Here is an 18,003-nt window from a genome sequence, read left to right on the forward strand (position 1 = left end):
ACGCGAGGCCTGGCGGCAGATGGACGTCCAGCCGTCCACTTGCGCGCGTCGACGCAACAGGCATAGGCTGCAGACGCGACAGCACGATCCCCCGGCGCGAGCCGCGTGGCTGCCGCTCCCGCCATGCAGCCAGGAGGTCGTCATGTCTTCCATCAGCCTGCCGCTTGCCCAAGTCCGCCCGGAACCCGCCCGCATCGCCGCGCTCAGTGCGGCCATCGCACTGAACCTTGCCGTGATCCTGATCGCCGCACGGCCGCTGCCGGTGTCGCTGCCGACCCTGCCCCGACTCGTCCCGCCGCCGGCGCTGGTGCGCCTGATATCGCCGTCCCCGCAGCCGCCGGCACCGCCGCCGGTGGAACTCAAGCCGCTGCCGCAGGCGCTGCCCACGCCGCAGGTGATGCCGCATCCGGTGGTGGCCCGTGTACCGTCGATGCCGGTCGCCGACGGCCAGCTCGCCGCGCCCGTGCAAGATGCGGCGCCGGCTGCGGCAACGGACAGCGGCACCCCGGCACCCGTCGCCGCGGTCGAAGCCAACCTCGCCTACCTGGCCCACCCCATCACTTACCCGGCGCATGCCTTGCGCGGGCATCTGGAGGGTACGGTGGTGCTGCGCGTCCTGGTGGACGAGACCGGCAAGCCGCTCGAAGTCGGCGTGCTGCGCAGCAGCGGCCACGCGGAACTCGACCGCAGCGCCCGCGAGCAGGTCCTGGCGCACTGGCGCTTCCAGCCGGCCATCGTCAACGGGCACGCGACGCGCGCCTGGGCCAGCGTGCCGGTCACGTTCACCCTGCGCGGCTGACCGCGGCGGCCGGACCCGCCCGCCCGGTACGCACCGATCACGCTGGGCGCAGCCGGATTGGCCGGCAGGACGGCGGGGAAGCCCGGGAGCCACCTGTCGCCCCGGCCGGCTTACGCCACTTTAACCGGGCGCATGATCCACTGGCGCCCCTTTATCCTGCTGGGAGGCCCGCATGGGCAGACCACGGCGAACCTTGAAGCTGTTGCGCGAGATCGCGCTGGAGCACGCGAGCGTGGCGCACCCGGACCTGGCTTCGATGGCACGCGAGCTGGGGCAGCTGGTGCACCGCGACAACACGGCGATCGCTGCGCGGCTGGCGCGCCTGCCGCGGCGCGGGCAAGGCCTCGGTCGCTGGCAGCTGGCGCAGCGCAACCAGCCGCCGGTCAGCATGCTGGTGATGGCGTGGCCGGCAAACCATTGCACGCCGGTGCACGATCATGCCGGCCTGTGGGGGCTGGAGCTGGCCCTGGTCGGTGCGCTGGAAGTGCAGTCGTGGCGCCGCGACCCGGGCTCGGGCACCTTGCGCGCGCTGGGCCGCGACTGGCTCGGCCCCGGCGACGGCATCTGGTTCGAGGGCGACCCCAATCACGTGCACCGCTGCCGCAATCTGTCCCAGCACGAGACCGCGCTCACCCTGCACGTCTACGGCGGCGAACTGAACCACTATCAGGCGTACGAGCAGACCGCACCCGCCGGGCCGTGGACCGCGCGGGCCACCGACTGCGCCGTGGCCGGGCACTGGCCGGCCTGACCGACGCCACGCCAGGGGAACAGGAAAACCGCATGTTTCGACGGGTCGCCATCATCGGCGGCGGCGCCGCGGCCGCCAGCCTGCTCAGTGAGCTGCTGGAGCGCGAGCCGCCGCAGCCGCTGCAACTGGACTGGTTCACCGGCGCCGGCGAATCGGTGCGCGGCGTGGCCTACGGCACCGGGTCGGAGCGCCACCTGCTGAACGTGCGCGCCGCGTCGATGGGCATGTTCGCCGGCAAGCCGCAGGGCTTCCTGGATTTCGTGCAGCGCGACGACCCGGCGATCGGCGGCACCGATTTCCTGCCGCGCCGGCGCTACGGCGACTACCTGGAGGCCGAGGTGGCCCGCGCACTGCAGCAGGGCATGGCGCGCGGCCATCATCACGTCAACGTGGTGCCGTTCGAGGTCGATGCGCTGGTGCCCGAACGCGACGGCGTCACCGTGATCCACGGCGAACGCAGCCATCGCGCCGATGCCGCCGTGCTGGCGCTGGGTGCACTGCCGCCGCAGCCGCTGAAGGGCGTGAGCGCGGCCGCGCTGGACAGCGGTCGCTACATCGTCGACCCGTGGCCCTGGCTGGCGCAGCTCGACGCGGTGCCGCCACCGCGTACCGTGGCGGTGATCGGCCTGGGGCTCACCGCGGTCGACGTGTTGCTGGAACTCTCCGCGCGCTGGCCACACACCACCTTCGTCGCCACCTCGCGCCATGGCCTGCTGCCCGAGGCGCACCTGGCCCATGCCGGCACGCCTGCCGGCGACAGCGCAGAGCTGGTGGATGCCATGCGCGACGGACCGGAGATCCGCCGCTGGATGCATCTGCTGCGGGAGGCGATCGCGCCGCATGGCATCGAGTGGCGCACTGTCGTCGACAGTCTGCGCCCACACCTGCCGGACCTGTGGGGCGAGCTGCCGCCCGAGCAGCGCGCGCGCTTCATGCGGCATGCCCGCTGGGCGTGGGAACGTGCGCGCCACCGCATGCCGCCGCAGGTGCACGAGGCCATCGTCGCGCTCGAACAGCAAGGTCGCCTGCAGCGCCGACGCGGCCGCCTGCAGGCCGCTGAGCCGAGCGGTCAGGGCCTGCAGTTGCAGTTCCGGCACGCCGGGCACAGCGAGGTACAGCACGCCGACCTGGCGATCCAGACCACCGGGCTGGCCACCGACGTGCGGCACAGCCGTCATCGACTGGTGCGCCAGTTGCTCACCAATGCCCACGTCACCGGCGATCTGCTCGGCCTCGGCCTGGTGGCCAGCCGCGATGGCCGCCTGCATCATGACGGCCAGCCGTGGCCGCACCTGTTCGCCATCGGCAGCCTGCTGCGCGGCACCTTGTGGGAATCCACCGCGATGCCGGAAATCCGCCAGCAGGCCCGCAACCTGGCCGACCAGATCCTGGCCGGCTGAACCGGCGCGGCCGTCACCATGACTGCCAGCGTCCTCACCGCCTGCATCGTCGCACTGCATCTGCTCGGCGCGCTGTCGGCCTTGCACGCGATCCGCCACGCACGCACGCCGCAGGGTGCGATCGGCTGGATGCTGGGCCTATTGCTGCTGCCGTACGTGACCTTGCTGCCCTATCTCTACCTGGGCTCCAGCCGGTTCTTCGGCTACCACGCCGGCCACGGCGCGCCGACGTCGCAGCCGGTGACGGCGAACACGGAAGCCGCGACCGTCGAGCCGGCCTGCGCACGCTTCGCCGCGATCAGCGCGCTGCAGCGGCGGCCGTTCCGCAGCGGCCATCGCCTGCGCCTGCTGATCGACGGCGAAGGCACCTTCGCGGCGATGCTGGCCGCGATGGCAACGGCCGAGCATTGTCTGCTGGTGCAGTTTTTCGTGATCCACGACGACGCGCTGGGCCGGCGCCTGCAGCAGGTGCTGCTGCAGCGCGCGGCCGCCGGCGTGCAAGTGTGCGTGCTGTTCGACGGCGTCGGCAGCCATGCGCTGCCGCGCCGCTACGTGCAGGCGCTGCGCGAGGGCGGCGTGGCGATCCACCGCTTCGCCACGCATCGCCTGCGCAACCGCTTCCAGCTCAACTTCCGCAACCATCGCAAGATCGTGGTGGTCGACGGCGCACGCGGCTTCGTCGGCGGCCTCAACGCCGGCGATGAATACCTGGGTCGCAAGCCGCCGCTGTCGCCGTGGCGCGACACCATGCTGGAACTGTGCGGGCCGGCGGTGGCCGACCTGCAACAAGTGTTCGCCGACGACTGGCAATGGATCACCGGGCAACTGCCGCCGCTGCTGGACGCACCGCAGGACGAAGGCCGCGCCAGCGCGCTGGTGGTCGCGGCCGGGCCCGCCGACCGCCTGGAAACCGGCTCGCTGTTCTTCACCGCGGCGATCCACGCCGCACGCCGGCGACTGTGGCTGAGCACGCCGTACTTCGTGCCCGACCACGCGGTGCGCGCGGCATTGCAGCTGGCGGTGCTGCGCGGGGTCGATGTGCGCGTGCTGATCCCGTCGCGACCGGATCACCACACCGTGTTCCTCGCCTCCACCCTGCACGCCTACCACGCGGTGCGCGCCGGCATCGGCATGTTCCGCTACCAGCCGGGCTTCCTGCACCAGAAGGCGCTGCTGATCGATGACGATGCCGCCGCGATCGGCAGCCTGAATCTGGACAGCCGCTCGTTTCGACTCAACTTCGAAGTCGGCGCGCTGGTCGTCGACCGGACGTTCGCCGGCGAAGTCGAAGCGATGCTGCGCACGGACTTCAGTCGTGCCGTGGCGATCGACGAGCGCGAGTATCGCGACGCGTCGTATCTTCGTCGCGTCGCGATGCACGTGGCGCGGCTGTTCGATCCGTTGTTGTAGGAGCGGCTGCAGCGTCGCGCGACCGGAAAAAGAAGCCGGCACATCCCGTGCCGGCTTTGCCTCGGGGAAAGTCTCCGGGCCGGGTGGCCTGTCGCGGCAACCCGCGCTTGACGTGCATTTCGTACCGTGAGTGTCGGGAGCGCCTTTCCATGGGCTCCCGAGGGGTGGCCGACGCGCCCGGCCTGTCGATACCGCCAAGCCATGCCGCCGGCGCCGCGCGCCGTCAGAAGTCGTAACTGACGCCAAGGCGCACGTAACGGGGCTGGGACTGATATACCGCCATGCGATAGGTGGTGTACTCGCCCCCGGTCGAGCCGTAGAACGGATCGGTCTGCGTGGTTACCCGGTTGTTGAGCACGTTGTAGACCATCACGTTGAAGCCGAGCTTCTTGTCGGCCCACAAGGGTCGGTATTCGGCGCTCAGGCTGACGGTGTACTGCCACGGGTTGTGGCCGGCGTCGCCCGGTCGCGACACCTTGCCGGCACACCAGTGGTAATAGGCACCGTAGCCAAGTCCCGGGTTGGTCTCGTCCAGGCCGTACATGCCAAGACAACTGCGCGGCGCACCGGAAATGATGGCCAGGTTGCCGGACAACATCCACTCAGGCGTCAGCTGGTAGGAGCCATACGCCTTGATCTGATGGCGGCGACTGTTGGAGAGTTCGCCGTTGGCGTACTCCATGACCTGCGCGTAATCCCAGTCCACCGTGGCGGATACGTCCACCTGACCGATATCCGAACGCACCTGGCCCTCGCTGTTGCCGTAGTTGCGCGAGAACAGGTAGTCGACCTTGCCGAACCACTTGCCGTCAAACGGATGCTCGAGGAACAACTCCAGTCCGTAGTAATGACGCTTGATTCCGGACGAGAAACCGAAATCCGCCGTGGTCATCGGCACCGAGTAGTAGCTGCCATCGTACTTCTGTACCTTGAGAATATTGGTGCGCCCGGGGTTGAACAGATAGGCGCCGGAAATCGCGTTGGCGTCATAGGTGCCGGGGTCGATGCCCATGCGATCCATCTTGGCCGCGATGGCGCCGGAGTCGCTGTAATCGTCGATGGCGGTGCGCAGGTTCCGGTAGCTGGCCTTGGCACCGTAGACCCAGGTATCTCCGAGTTTCTTGTCGAATCCCAGGATGAACTCGTCCTGGTACTCCGACTTCAGGTTGGTGGCCGTCACCATCTTGGGATCGTGCGGCTGACCATACTCGCGATTGGCCGAGATCGGTGCCCCGGGGCCACGACTGGTATCGATCGGCGTGAGCCCGGTCGGCTGGCCGTTGGAATCGATGCCGGTGTAGGTGAAATACTCGCGCGTGAACAGCGGGGCGCCGGCCTGGCGCATCGCCACGGTAGCGGGCAGCGCGAGGAAATAGCGGCCGGCATTGCCGTAGACCTTGAAGCTGGAGTCGCCATTGACGTCCCAACTGAAGCCCACGCGCGGCGCCCACTGAGGCTTGGTCAGGCGCAGGTAGGCCTCGCCACCCGGGTTGTAGTTGGTGAACTGATCGTTGCGCAGGCCCAGCTTGAGCAACCAGCGGTCGCTGACCTGCCAGCTGTCTTCGATGTATTGCGCACGCTGTTCCACGCGCACCGAACCACCGCCGTAGCGGCGGTACTTCGCCACGTAGTAGCCGGTTGCGCCACCCGGGTAGGTACCCGGTGCAGCAACGTACGGATCAGCGCCGGGCACACCGATGATCGGGGTGCCCGCGGCGCCCTTGTTGTACTCCCAGGCATAGCCCGGATCGGCCATCCTGTTGCCGTCGTTGTTGTCCTCGATGGTCTGGTTGTCGATACCAGCCGAAAGGGTATGGCTGCCGAGTCGATAGCTCAGATCGAGACGCAGGTTGGTATTGCGCGAGGTATGCGTCGGATCGTCGACGGCGCCTAGAGTCTGCGGGCTGATGATGGTCGTGCCGCCGTTCAGCGCCGGATTCTGCTTGCTGGCGCTGTAGAGGCGTGCGATGTCCGGGTACAGATTGGTCACCTGGTTGAAGTAGGTACCGTCCATGCGCCCGTACATGGCCGACAAGGTCAGGTCGTCGGTGAGGTAGCTGGTGAATTTTGCGACGTAGAGATCCGCGCCGGTCTTGGTCGGGATGGCGCGGTTGGCAAGCGCGCCCGTCTTGCCGGTGTCGTAGTCGTATGCGAGGCGATCCGCCGAATAGGAGCGCTTGGTGGAAGCACCCGTCAGCTCCAGGATATTGCTGTCGTTGATGTTCCAGTCGAGCTTGGCGTACCACTTGGGGTAATCGTTGCGGTACCTGGTGTCATACGGCGAATCGGTGCTGCCGATGCTGTTGCCTTGTCGCTGCTCCGCCTCCACCGAGGCAAACAGGAACAGCTTGTCCTCGATCAGCGGGCCACCGGCGTAGGCACTGGCCACCGTGGTCCACGACTTGTCCTGGGCGTTGCGGTCATACAACTTGCCCTTGTCGGAGCCGCTGACGAAATAGATGTCCTTCTGGTCGCCGCGGGCAAATGCGGGCGTCCACAACACCTGGCCACCGAAGTGCCAGGCGTTGGTGCCTCGCTTGCCGACCTGACTGATCACGCCGCCATCGGAGCGTCCGTAGGCGGCGCCGTAGCCGCCACTGAGAATCTCCTGCTGGTCGATCGATCCGTAGGGCAACGCAAAGCCGCCGAAGTTGCTCAAGGGGTCGGTCGTGTTGAATCCATTGATGTAATAGGCATTCTCGGTGACCGAGGAGCCGCCGAAGGAAATCACCGAGCCGCCGGTAGGGCCGTCAAAATATCCGCTGCCTTCGACCACGCCCGGTGCGAGCAGCGCAATGGCCTCGGCACTGCGCGCCAACGGCAGCCTGGCCAGTTGCTCGGCGGTGATCACCGTGCGCGAGTCGACGCCGGTAACGTCGATGGCAGGCAGCGAGTTGGCGCTCACGGTGACCACATCGAGATTCTTCACGCCTGGCGCCACGAAGGAAACTTCCGTTCCGCCGCCCACGCGCAGGGTGACGTTCGAGCGCGAGTCCACCGTCGCGCCATCCTTCATCAAGGTGACGGTATAGGTGCCCAGCGGCAGGTTGTCGAAGGTGTAGCGGCCCTGCGCGCCGACCGTCACGCTGCGGGTCAGGCCTGCGGCATTGCTCACGGAAACCGTCTCGCCGGACGCCACCGGCGCCTGGCCGAAGATGCTGCCGGTCGTGGCTTGGCCGATCGCACCGGTGGAAACGGCCAGCCCCGCGAACAGGGCCAAGGCCAGGACGTTGCGACGGCACAACGCCGCTCGCGTCACATGCTTGCTCATCAGTAGTTTCTCCAGATCATTCCAATGCCGTGCCCCCGCATTCGTCATGGACGGACGCGCCGGCCCGGCGGCGGTTGCCGTTTCTGGAGCCCTTCGATTCGGCTTATGGCGACTTGCTCCCCCTGTCGCCCTCCCCCCATCCGACCGCTGCCGGACGGGCCCCACCTCGACGCCGTTCATCGCAACGGCGATTGATCGAAAGCGATGGCCGCACCAAGAACCCGGCCTCATGATGTAGACGTCGCGTGGGCACGTCTTGATCGGTTTCGGTCGTCCGCACGCTGAGTTCGGCACAACTGCCAATGCGGCATGCCGCCGCTCGAAACCGGCCGGTGCCGATCTGCCTACGCGCGATCGCCGCCGCGCAGGGCGCGGTACGCGCGCGGGGTCATGCCCACAGTCGCCTTGAACTGTCGCGCGAAAGCGCTCTGGTCGGTGAAGCCGCACGCCAGCCCCACGGTTGCCACACTGTCCTTGCCAGGCAGCATCTGCATCGCCGCTTCGATGCGCAGCTTGGTCATGGCCTGCTGCGGCGTGATCTGGAACACCCGTCGGAAATGCCGCTCGAGCTGGGCCACCGAAACCTGCGCGAGCTCGGCCAGGGTGGCCACGCGCACATTCTCCGCATAGTGGGCCTGCATGTACTCCATCACATGGATGAGGCGTGCGTAGGTCGGGTGCCGCCCGTCAGGCTTGCGCAGATCCCGCGATATGCCGATCACGCCACACACTTCGCCGCGCGAACGGAACGGATACTTGCAGGTGAGGCACCATCCCGGCACGCGATTGGGGAGTATGTGCACTTCCAGCTGGTTCTCGATCGCCTCGCCGGCCAGAACGCGGCTGTCCTGCGATGCATAGGACGCCCCCAGCACGCGCGGAAACAGCTCGGTCACGGCGTGGCCGATCACCTCGTCGCGTCGCTTGAGGCCCAGCCGCCGCACCAAGGTCATGTTGGCGTGCGTATAACGGCCGAGACGATCTTTCACGAAGAACACCGCATCCGGAAGGACATCGAACAGTGTCTGCAGTTCGCCCGCAGGAATCTTAACGTCCATACGTCGTACTCCCCGAGTCGTGATCGAGAGGTTGTGCGATGACGCTCTGGACAGTAGCAAGCAGTTGTTCGCCACGCATCAATTGTGCTCAATTCCGCATGGCGTGGCGCTGGACTTGCCTAGACGCTCCGATGGGGTGCCGCGAACATGAGCACATGCACACCATCCACGTCATCGATTCGCACACCGGCGGCGAGCCGACCCGCGTCGTCCTCGGCGGACTGCCCTGCCTGGGCGAGGGCAGCCTGAGCGAACAACGCCAGCGTTTTCGCGACAACCACGACGCGTGGCGACGCGCAGTGACCTGCGAGCCGCGCGGCTCGAGCGCCATGGTGGGCGCCCTGCTGCGCCCCGCGCAGAGCGCCGACGCATGCACCGGCGTGATCTTCTTCAACAACGTCGGCTACCTCGGCATGTGCGGGCACGGCACCATCGGGGTCGTCCGCACGTTGGCGCATCTGGGCCAAATCGCCCCCGGCAGGCACTACCTGGACACTCCCGTGGGCAAGGTCGGGGTGGAGCTGCACGAGGACGGGCGTGTTTCCCTGGACAATGTCAGAAGCCACCGGCACGCGGCCGACTTGCGCATCGACGTGCCGGGCTATGGCACGGTGCGTGGCGATGTCGCCTGGGGCGGCAACTGGTTCTTCATCACCCGCGATACGCCCTTGCCGCTGGAGCTTCGCCATCAACGCGCGCTGACGGCCTACGCCGAAGCCATCCGCCACACGCTGGAGGCCGCAGCCATCCGCGGCGCAAACGGCGACGAGATCGACCATATCGAGATCAATGCTCCATCCACCACCCCGGGCGTCGACGCGCGCAACTTCGTGCTCTGCCCCGGCATGGAGTACGACCGTTCGCCCTGCGGCACCGGCACCAGTGCCAAGCTGGCCTGCCTTGCCGCCGACGGCAAGCTGGCGCCCGGGCAACTCTGGCGACAGGAAAGCATCCTCGGGAGCGTGTTCGAAGCGCGCTACACGACGGACGGGCGAGGCGTGCTGCCGCAGATCACCGGGACGGCGCACGTCACGGCGCGGTCGACGCTGCTGATCGACGACAACGACCCGTTTGCCTGGGGCAGCAGTGCGTAATGAGCCACTACGACCTCATCGTTGTCGGCGCCGGCATCGTCGGCGCCAGCTGCGCCGATGAGGCAACGGCAGCCGGCCTTCGTGTCGCCATCGTGGAACCTGGCCCCATCGGCGGCGGTGCCACGGCATGCGGAATGGGCCATCTCGTGGCGATGGACGACGATCCCGCCGAACTCGCGCTGGCGCGATATTCGCTGCGCCGCTGGGAGGATCATGCCGACCTCGCCGAAGCCGAATTCAGCCGCTGCGGCACCTTGTGGGTTGCCCGCAACGAAACCGAAGCCGCAGGCATCGCGCAGCGCGTCGCACGGCTCGAAGCCTCCGGCGGCGAAGCGGAGGCCGTCGACGCGCAGGCACTGTATCGGCTCGAACCGGCACTGGCGCCCGGCCTGTGCGGCGGCATGCTGGCGCCGCGCGAGGCCGTGGTGTATCCGCCGCGGGTGGCGCTGCACCTGGTGCGTCGCGCCCGGCAACGCGGCGCAAGTCTGTATGCCGGCCGCGCCGCGCGCCGGTTGGGCAGGGCCACGGTGACGCTGGACGACGGCACCGTGCTGGCCGGCCCGACCCTGGTCGCCACCGGTTGCGCGCTGCCCGAACTGCTGCCGCAACTGCCGCTGCGCCCGCGCAAGGGACACTTGCTCATCACCGACCGCTATCCAGGGCTGCTGCATCACCAGGTGCTCGAACTGGGCTACGCCAGCAGCGCGCACAGCACGACCGGCAGCAGCGTCGCCTTCAACGTGCAGCCGCGTCCAACCGGGCAGATCCTGATCGGCTCCTCGCGCGAATTCGACGTGACCGATCCGGCCGTCTCCGGACCGATGCTGCAGCGCATGCTGCAGCGCGCTTTCGACTTCATGCCGGCCCTGCGCGGGCTGCAGGCGATCCGCGCCTGGACCGGGTTCCGCCCCGCCACGCCGGATGGACGTCCCTATCTCGGCGCCGTTCCGGACAGCACCGACCTGTGGGTCGCCGCCGGCCACGAGGGACTGGGCGTCACCACCGCGCTGGGCAGCGCCCGGTTGATGCTCGACCTGTTGCAGGGACGTCCACCGGCCATCGACCCGGCGCCCTACGCGCCGGCGAGGGCGCTCGCATGATCGCGGCCGGCACCGTGCGGCTCAGCGTGGATGGCGAGCCGGTCGCCGTACCGGCCGGCAGCAGCGTGGCTGCCGCGGTGGCCAGCGTCGCCGCGGCCCGCTTCCGGCGTTCGGTGCGCGGCGAGCCGCGCGCGGCGGTGTGCGGCATGGGCGTGTGCTTCGAATGTCGCGTACGGATCGACGACACGCCCCATCAGCGCGCGTGCATGACGCCGGCGCGGGAGGGTATGCAGGTGAGCACCGATGACTGAGCGCTACGACGTGCTGGTCGTCGGCGCCGGCCCGGCGGGGCTGGCGGCAGCGCGGGCCGCCGCCAGTCATGGTGCACGGGTCGGCCTGCTCGACGCGCAGGCCCGCCATGGCGGCCAGGTCTGGCGCCACGACGTGCTCCACGGCACGCCACGGCCTGCACGGATAGCCTTCGACCTGCTTGCCCGTACCCGCGGGCACGTGGAATGGCTGCCACAGCATCAGGTGATATCCGCCGACCATCGAACGCTGCTGGTGGAAACGCCGCGCGCAGCGGTTCGACTGTCTTGCGGTTCGATGGTGCTGGCGACCGGCGCGCGCGAACTGCTCTTGCCGTTTCCGGGCTGGACCCTGCCTGGCGTGACGGGTGCCGGAGGCATCCAGGCGCTGGCCAAGCAGGGCTGGCCTGTCCGCGGCAAGCGCGTCGTGGTGGCGGGAAGCGGTCCGCTGCTGCTGGCCGCCGCCGCCACGTTGCGTCGGCATGGCGCTCGCGTGCTTGGCATCTGCGAGCAGGCTCCGGCGGCGGCGGTAGCCGCATTTGCGATGCAGCTGTGGCGCTGGCCGGCGCGCGCGGTGCAGGCCGCGGTTCTGCGCACGCGACTGGCCGGCATTCCCTATCGCTGCGGCTCGTTCGTCCGCATGGCGCATGGCCGCGACGCGCTATGCGGCGTCGACGTCGATGATCCGCACGGTCCATTGCACATCCCCTGCGACTTGCTCGCCGTCGGCTACGGCCTGGTACCCAACGTCGAGCTGGCCAGCATGCTCGGCTGCGCCCTGGATCACACCCGGATCCACCCCTGCGTGCGGGTGGACACCTTGCTGCGCACCAGTACCGCGAATGTGTACGCAGCGGGTGAGTCGTGCGGCATCGCCGGGCTTGCCGCTGCACGCATCGAGGGCAGCATGGCCGGCCATGCCGCGGCTGGATTCCCGGCAGCGGCGACTGCCCTGCTCCCTTCGCGCCAACGCGCACGCCGCTTTGCGGGCCTGCTGGCGCAGCACTTCGCGCTCGACGCGCGCACGCGCACGCTGGCCGGCGCCGACACCATCATCTGCCGCTGCGAAGACGTGACGCTCGCGGCGCTGGACGGCTTCACCGACGCTCGCGCCGCCAGGCTCGCCACGCGCTGCGGCATGGGCGCATGCCAGGGCCGCATCTGCGGCACGACATTGGCCGAACTCGACCGTTTCCCGCACGGCGGCACCCGTCCGCCGCTGTTTCCCGCACGGCTGGCCACGCTGGCCACCGGCGATCCGTCTACCCCCTGACTACCAACGAGGCTTTTCCGCATGAGCAAGCAGTCCATCTGGCGTGGCGTCATTCCTGCCATCACCACGCCTTTCGCGGTCGATGGCAAGGTCGACCACGCCTTCCTCGCCAAGCACGCTCGCATCATGCTTGACGCCGGCTGCACCGGCATTGTGCCGCTGGGCTCGCTGGGCGAAGGCGCCACGCTGAGTTTCGACGAGAAGGTCGCGATCATGCGCACCCTGGTCGAGGCATCGGACGGCGCGCCGGTTGTCCCCGGCATCGCCGCGCTGTCCACCGGCGAGGCCGTGCAGCTGGCGCGCGCGGCCAAGGCGGCCGGCTGCGCCGGGCTGATGGTGCTGCCGCCGTACGTGTATTCCACCGACTGGCGTGAAATGGGCGCGCACGTCTCGGCGGTGATCGCGGCCACCGATCTGCCGTGCATGATCTACAACAATCCGCTGGCCTACAAGACCGACTTCTCGCCCGCGCAGCTGGCGGCGCTGGCGGCCGACCACCCCAACGTGCAGGCGGTGAAGGAATCCTCCGGCGACGTGCGTCGCATCGCCGGCCTCAAGGCGCTGCTCGGCGATCGCCTGGAGATCCTGGTCGGCGTCGACGACATCATCGTGGAGAGCCTGCAGATGGGTGCAACCGGCTGGATCGCCGGCATGGTCAACGCGTTCCCGCGGGAATCGGTGCAGTTGTTCGAGCGCGCCAGCCAGCCGGGCGGTGTGGAAAACACCGCCGACCTCTACGCCTGGTTCCTGCCGACGCTGCGCATGGACACCGTGCCCAAGTTCGTGCAGCTGATCAAACTCGCGCAGGAAGTGGTGGGCCTGGGCAGCGAGCGCGTGCGCGCGCCGCGCCTGGTGCTGGAAGGCGCCGAGCGCGAAGCCGCGTTGCGCGAGATCCGTGCCGCCGTCGCCAACCGCCCGGGGCGCTGAGATGGATGTCCAGCCGTTGCTGATCACCGGCGAATGGCGCGCCGCACGCGAATCAGCCGAAAGCTTCCGCGCCGTCGACCCATCCAGCGGCGAAGCGATCGGGCCGGCCTTCCCGGTCAGTGGCGAAAGCGATCTGCAGGCAGCGTTGACCAGCGCCTGCGCGGTGGCCGACGAGCTCGCCGGGGCGCCGCCGTCGGGCATCGCGGATTTTCTCGACGGCTACGCCCAGGCCATTGACGACGACGCGGCGACATTGGTTGCGCTGGCGCATGCGGAGACGGCGCTGCCGGCGGACACCCGGCTGGCCAAGGTGGAACTGCCGCGCACCAGCCGGCAGCTGCGGCTGGCGGCTCGGGCGGTGCGCAGCTTCGCCTGGACACAGCCGGTGATCGATACCGCCGCCGGCCTGCGCGCGCATTACGCTCCCCTGCACAGACCGGTGCTGATCTTCGGCCCCAACAACTTCCCGCTGGCGTTCAACGCCGTCGCCGGCAGCGACTTCGCCTCGGCCATCGCGGCGCGCAACCCGGTGATCGCCAAGGCACACCCGTCGCATCCGGCGACCAGCCAGCGACTGGCCGAGCTCGCCCATCGGGCCTTGCTGCGGGCTGGCCTGCCCGCCGCGTCGGTGCAGATGCTTTACCACTTCGACCAGTGCCTGGGCCGGCGCCTGGCTGGCGACGCACGGCTCGGCGCGATCGGCTTCACCGGCAGCCGCAAGGGAGGCCTTGCCCTGAAGGCCGCCGCCGACCAGGCGGGCATTCCGGCGTACATGGAAATGTCCAGCATCAATCCGGTGTTCCTGTTGCCAGGCGCGCTGGCCGAACGCGGTGCCGCGCTGGCACAGGAATTTTTCGCCTCGTGCACGACGGGCAGCGGGCAGTTCTGCACCAACCCGGGGCTCGTCGTGGTGCCGGAGGATGCCGCCGGCGACGCTTTCGTCAGCACCGCCCTCGCGCTGTTCCATGCCGCACCGCCGGGCGTGCTGTTCTCCCGTGGCGTGCTGGAGCAACTCGACCAGGCAGTGGGCGCGCTGCGCGACTGGGGCGCCACTTGCCTCGTCGGCGGTGCTTCGGCCGGGCCGGGCTACCGCTACCGGCCCACCTTGCTGCAGATCAGCGCGCGCTCGTTCCTCAAGCATCCCGCCGAGTTCCAGCGCGAGGCGTTCGGTCCGGCCAGCCTGCTGGTGCGCACACGCGATGCCGACGAGATGCTGGCCTTGGCGGCAAGCCTCGAAGGCAACCTTACCGGCACGCTTTACGGCGCCACCGATGGCAGCGACGACATGGCACCGCTGGCGCGAGTCCTGCGCCCGCGCGTCGGCCGCCTGATCGCCAATCGCATGCCTACGGGCGTCGCCGTGAGCGCCGCGATGAACCACGGCGGGCCATACCCGAGCACCAGCCACCCGGGCTTCACCGCGGTGGGCATGCCGGCCGCGATCCGCCGCTTCGCCGCGCTGCACTGCTACGACAACGTCGCCGATGCGCTGCTGCCGCCGGAGCTGCGTGATCGCAACCCCGGCGGCGTCGCGCGACAGGTGGATGGCTGCTGGCGCAACGACGACCTGGAGCCCGAACGGAGTCCTGCACCATGACGCATGCGCACACCCATCGACAGATCGGCGGCCTCGACCTCGCCCGGGCACGCGCCGGCCTGACGCGCTGGCCGGTCGTCGCCGCTTCGATCGGTCGCGACGAGTACCAGCGGCGCCTTCTGCACGCGCGCCTGCTGATGCGCGAGCATGGCGCCGATGCGCTGCTGGTCACCGCCGGCGCATCGCTGCGCTACTTCACGGGGATCGCCTGGGGCGCCAGCGAGCGACTGGTCGGCTTGCTGCTGACGACGCGCGGCAAGCCCATTCTGGTCTGCCCCGGGTTCGAGACCGGCTCGCTCGAGCACGTGCTGCAAATCGACGCCGAACTGCGCGCGTGGGAGGAACACGAAAACCCGCATGCCCTGGTGGCGGCAGCGCTGCGCGAGCGCGGCGCCGGCAATCTGGCGCTCGACCCGGCCGCGGCGTACACCGTCGCCACGCGCCTGCAGGCCGTACTGGGCGAGCATCGCCTCGCCGACGCCAGCCCGATCATCGACGGCTGCCGCATGCGCAAGTCCGCCGCCGAGCTGGCCCTGATGCAGCAAGCCACCGCGATGACGCTGCAGGTGCAGCGACTGGCGGCGGGCGTGCTGCACGAAGGCATCAGCAACCATGAGCTGGTGCGCTTCATCGACGAGGCGCATCGTGCACTGGGCGCCGACAACGGCTCCACCTTCTGCATCGTGCAGTTCGGCCAGGCCACCGCCTACCCGCACGGTATTCCCGGCGAGCAGCGGCTGACCGCGAACGAGCTGGTGCTGATCGATACCGGCTGCGCAGTGCAGGGCTACAACTCCGACATCACCCGCTGCTACGTGTACGGCCGCCCGACCGCCGAGCAGGCGCGGATCTGGTCGCTGGAACAGGCCGCACAACGCGCCGCGTTCGACGCGGTACGCCCCGGCGTGCCGTGCGAGGCAGTGGACGCCGCCGCGCGCGCGGTGGTGGAGCGTGCAGGCCTTGGGCCGGATTACCGCCTACCCGGCATCCCCCACCGCACCGGCCACGGCTGCGGCCTCAGCATCCACGAGACGCCCTACCTGGTGCGCGGCGACACCACCGCGCTGGAGCCGGGCATGTGCTGCAGCAACGAACCGATGATCGTGCTGCCCGACCGCTTCGGCATCCGCCTGGAAGACCATTTCCACGTCACCGCCGACGGCGCCGCCTGGTTCACCGAACCGTCGCCCGCCATCGACCAGCCGTTTGCCTGACCGGCATGCCCTGATCCACGCCATCGGAGCGCCGCCATGTTCGACTTGACCGACCGCCCCGGCATCGCCTCCATCGCCACGGCGGCGAGCCATGATCACGCCGGACGCTTCCGCGCGCTCTCCTCTCAGGAATGGACGTGGCGGCAGGCCCAGTTCGCCGGCGCCGACGAAGAAGACGTCCAGGCGCAACTGGCCGATCACCTGCCGCGCGTCGACGCCGCCACCCAGTCCCTGCGCGAACGCTGTTGGACCGATGTGCTGAACCAGCTCGACGCCATCCCCGTCGATGCATTGCACCGCGACGAGCAGGTCAGTTACCTGGTCTACCGCAACCAGGTCGAAACCCTGCTGGCCGACCAGCACTTCCGCACCTGGCAGATGCCGTTCAACAGCGACACCTCGTTCTGGGCCAACCTCGGCTTCACCGCGCGTCGGCCGCTGCGCAACGTCGCCGACTACCGCCGCTACATCGGACTGCTGCGCGACATCCCGCGCTACTTCGACGAGCAGATCGCGAACATGCGCGCCGGCCTTGCGCGCGGCTTCAGCGTGCCGCGGGTGGCCCTGGCCGGACGCGATCAGGCGATCGCCGCGGTGGTCGATGCACGAGGCGTGGACAGCCTGTTCTACACGCCGTTCCGGCAGATGCCCGCAAACATGCCGGCGGACGAACAGGCGCGCCTGCGCGCCGCCGGCCTGGCGGCCATCCATGATGCCGTGGCGCCGGCCCACGCGCGGCTGCTCGACTTCATGCGCAACGTGTACATGAAGCAGACGCGCGACAGCCTCGCCGCCGAGGCGATGCCGGACGGCGAGGCGTTCTACCGCGCGCAGGTCCGCAAGTTCACCACGCTGGACATGAGCCCCGATGCGATCCATGCGCTGGGTCTGCGCGAGGTGGCGCGCCTGCACGCGGAGATGGAACAGGCCATCCGCGAGACCGGCTTCCAGGGGAGCTTCGCTGCGTTCCTGCATGACCTGCGCACCGATCCGAAGTTCTACCCGAAGAGCGCCGACGAACTGCTCAGGCAGGCCGCCTGGATCGCCAACCGGGTCAATGGAAAAATCGGCCAGTACATCGGCCGGCTGCCACGCCAGCGCTTCGTGATCGAGCCGGTGCCGGCGGATCTGGCGCCGTTCTATACCGGCGGCCGCGGGGGCGCCGGCTACTACATGGTCAACACCGGCGACCTTCCATCGCGCCCGCTGTATGCCCTCACCGCACTGACCCTGCACGAATCCTCTCCCGGCCATGCCCTGCAGATGCCGCTGGCGGCCGAGCAGGAGGATTTGCCGGCATTCCGCCGCAGCAACCACCTCTCCGCCTATACCGAAGGCTGGGCGCTGTACTCGGAACGGCTCGGCGTGGAAATGGGTTTGTACGACACGCCCTGGGAGCGCTTCGGCTACCTCGGCTACCAGATGTGGCGCGCCTGCCGGCTGGTGGTCGATACCGGCATCCACCATCTGCAATGGAGTCGCGAACAGGCACTCGACTACCTGCGCGAGTACACCGCGCTGGGCGAACACGAGATCGAAACAGAAGTGGATCGCTACATCGCGTGGCCGGGCCAGGCGCTGGCTTACTACCTTGGCGAAATGGCCATCGTGGATGCACGTGCGCGCGCCGAAAAGGCGCTGGGCGAGCGCTTCGACCTGCGCGCCTTCCACGACACCGTCCTGGCGCTCGGTTCGGTGCCGCTGCCGGTGTTGCAGCAGCAGGTCGACCATTTCATCGCCGAAGGCGGCAAGTCGCCCTACGCCGACGAAAAGCCCTGCAAGTCGCCCTGACCACCGCGGTGCTGCGCGGCCGCAGGCCAACGCAGCGCCCACGCCCGCACTCACTTCCCTGTACCCGTGC

14 protein-coding genes are annotated in these 18,003 nt (G+C 69.0%); 12 read left to right on the forward strand and 2 right to left on the reverse strand.

Annotated features, from left to right (window positions below; genetic code table 11):
• Nucleotides 1-142 precede the first annotated feature (142 nt).
• The 4 genes from ACVCMG_RS08145 to cls all read left to right on the forward strand — a co-directional run bounded on the left by ACVCMG_RS08145 (nucleotide 143) and on the right by cls (nucleotide 4,360).
• The gene (locus ACVCMG_RS08145; RefSeq protein ID WP_447115348.1) at nucleotides 143-799 is read left to right on the forward strand and encodes an energy transducer TonB; all 657 of its coding nucleotides are present in this window, start codon (nucleotides 143-145) and stop codon (nucleotides 797-799) included.
• Between the two features lie 172 nt (nucleotides 800-971).
• Nucleotides 972-1,550: a cysteine dioxygenase gene (locus ACVCMG_RS08150; protein WP_447115349.1), complete on the forward strand. Its 579-nt coding sequence runs from the start codon at nucleotides 972-974 to the stop codon at nucleotides 1,548-1,550.
• A 32-nt stretch (nucleotides 1,551-1,582) separates the two neighbouring features.
• Nucleotides 1,583-2,950, forward strand: a complete 1,368-nt coding sequence (locus ACVCMG_RS08155; protein WP_447115350.1) for an FAD/NAD(P)-binding protein — start codon at nucleotides 1,583-1,585, stop codon at nucleotides 2,948-2,950.
• An 18-nt stretch (nucleotides 2,951-2,968) separates the two neighbouring features.
• Nucleotides 2,969-4,360 (forward strand): cardiolipin synthase, encoded by a 1,392-nt coding sequence (gene cls / locus ACVCMG_RS08160; protein ID WP_447115351.1) that lies wholly within the window; start codon nucleotides 2,969-2,971, stop codon nucleotides 4,358-4,360.
• A 223-nt stretch (nucleotides 4,361-4,583) separates the two neighbouring features.
• Here the strand turns inward: cls and ACVCMG_RS08165 are convergent, their stop codons facing one another.
• Nucleotides 4,584-7,631, reverse strand: coding sequence for a TonB-dependent receptor (locus ACVCMG_RS08165; protein ID WP_447115352.1), 3,048 nt, complete (start codon nucleotides 7,629-7,631; stop codon nucleotides 4,584-4,586).
• 344 nt (nucleotides 7,632-7,975) lie between these two features.
• The gene (locus tag ACVCMG_RS08170) at nucleotides 7,976-8,689 is read right to left on the reverse strand and encodes an AraC family transcriptional regulator (RefSeq protein ID WP_395121326.1); all 714 of its coding nucleotides are present in this window, start codon (nucleotides 8,687-8,689) and stop codon (nucleotides 7,976-7,978) included.
• 155 nt (nucleotides 8,690-8,844) lie between these two features.
• Between ACVCMG_RS08170 and ACVCMG_RS08175 the strand changes: the two genes are divergently transcribed.
• From ACVCMG_RS08175 to ACVCMG_RS08210, 8 genes are read left to right on the forward strand one after another with little or no spacing between them, the layout of a single operon-like run.
• Nucleotides 8,845-9,783 (forward strand): proline racemase family protein, encoded by a 939-nt coding sequence (locus tag ACVCMG_RS08175; protein ID WP_447115353.1) that lies wholly within the window; start codon nucleotides 8,845-8,847, stop codon nucleotides 9,781-9,783.
• Nucleotides 9,783-10,883, forward strand: a complete 1,101-nt coding sequence (locus ACVCMG_RS08180) for an NAD(P)/FAD-dependent oxidoreductase (RefSeq protein ID WP_447115354.1) — start codon at nucleotides 9,783-9,785, stop codon at nucleotides 10,881-10,883. Before ACVCMG_RS08175 ends, ACVCMG_RS08180 begins: the two co-directional genes overlap by 1 nt.
• A complete protein-coding gene (locus ACVCMG_RS08185) occupies nucleotides 10,880-11,134 on the forward strand; it encodes a (2Fe-2S)-binding protein (RefSeq protein WP_447115355.1) in 255 nt (84 codons plus the stop codon). Before ACVCMG_RS08180 ends, ACVCMG_RS08185 begins: the two co-directional genes overlap by 4 nt.
• Nucleotides 11,127-12,404 carry an FAD-dependent oxidoreductase gene (locus tag ACVCMG_RS08190; RefSeq protein ID WP_447115356.1) on the forward strand — a complete coding sequence of 426 codons (1,278 nt, stop codon included), beginning with the start codon at nucleotides 11,127-11,129 and terminating at the stop codon, nucleotides 12,402-12,404. Before ACVCMG_RS08185 ends, ACVCMG_RS08190 begins: the two co-directional genes overlap by 8 nt.
• A 21-nt stretch (nucleotides 12,405-12,425) precedes the next feature.
• Nucleotides 12,426-13,331: a dihydrodipicolinate synthase family protein gene (locus tag ACVCMG_RS08195; protein ID WP_447105484.1), complete on the forward strand. Its 906-nt coding sequence runs from the start codon at nucleotides 12,426-12,428 to the stop codon at nucleotides 13,329-13,331.
• A gap of 1 nt (nucleotide 13,332) precedes the next feature.
• Complete coding sequence (locus tag ACVCMG_RS08200) at nucleotides 13,333-14,928, forward strand: aldehyde dehydrogenase (NADP(+)) (protein WP_447115357.1); 1,596 nt, start codon at nucleotides 13,333-13,335, stop codon at nucleotides 14,926-14,928.
• Nucleotides 14,925-16,142 carry a M24 family metallopeptidase gene (locus tag ACVCMG_RS08205; RefSeq protein ID WP_447115358.1) on the forward strand — a complete coding sequence of 406 codons (1,218 nt, stop codon included), beginning with the start codon at nucleotides 14,925-14,927 and terminating at the stop codon, nucleotides 16,140-16,142. The genes ACVCMG_RS08200 and ACVCMG_RS08205 overlap by 4 nt, the downstream gene beginning before the upstream one ends.
• 36 nt (nucleotides 16,143-16,178) lie before the next feature.
• The gene (locus ACVCMG_RS08210) at nucleotides 16,179-17,933 is read left to right on the forward strand and encodes a DUF885 domain-containing protein (RefSeq protein WP_447115359.1); all 1,755 of its coding nucleotides are present in this window, start codon (nucleotides 16,179-16,181) and stop codon (nucleotides 17,931-17,933) included.
• Nucleotides 17,934-18,003: the final 70 nt, after the last annotated feature.

The sequence above is a fragment of the Rhodanobacter sp. UC4451_H18 genome (assembly GCF_052978225.1).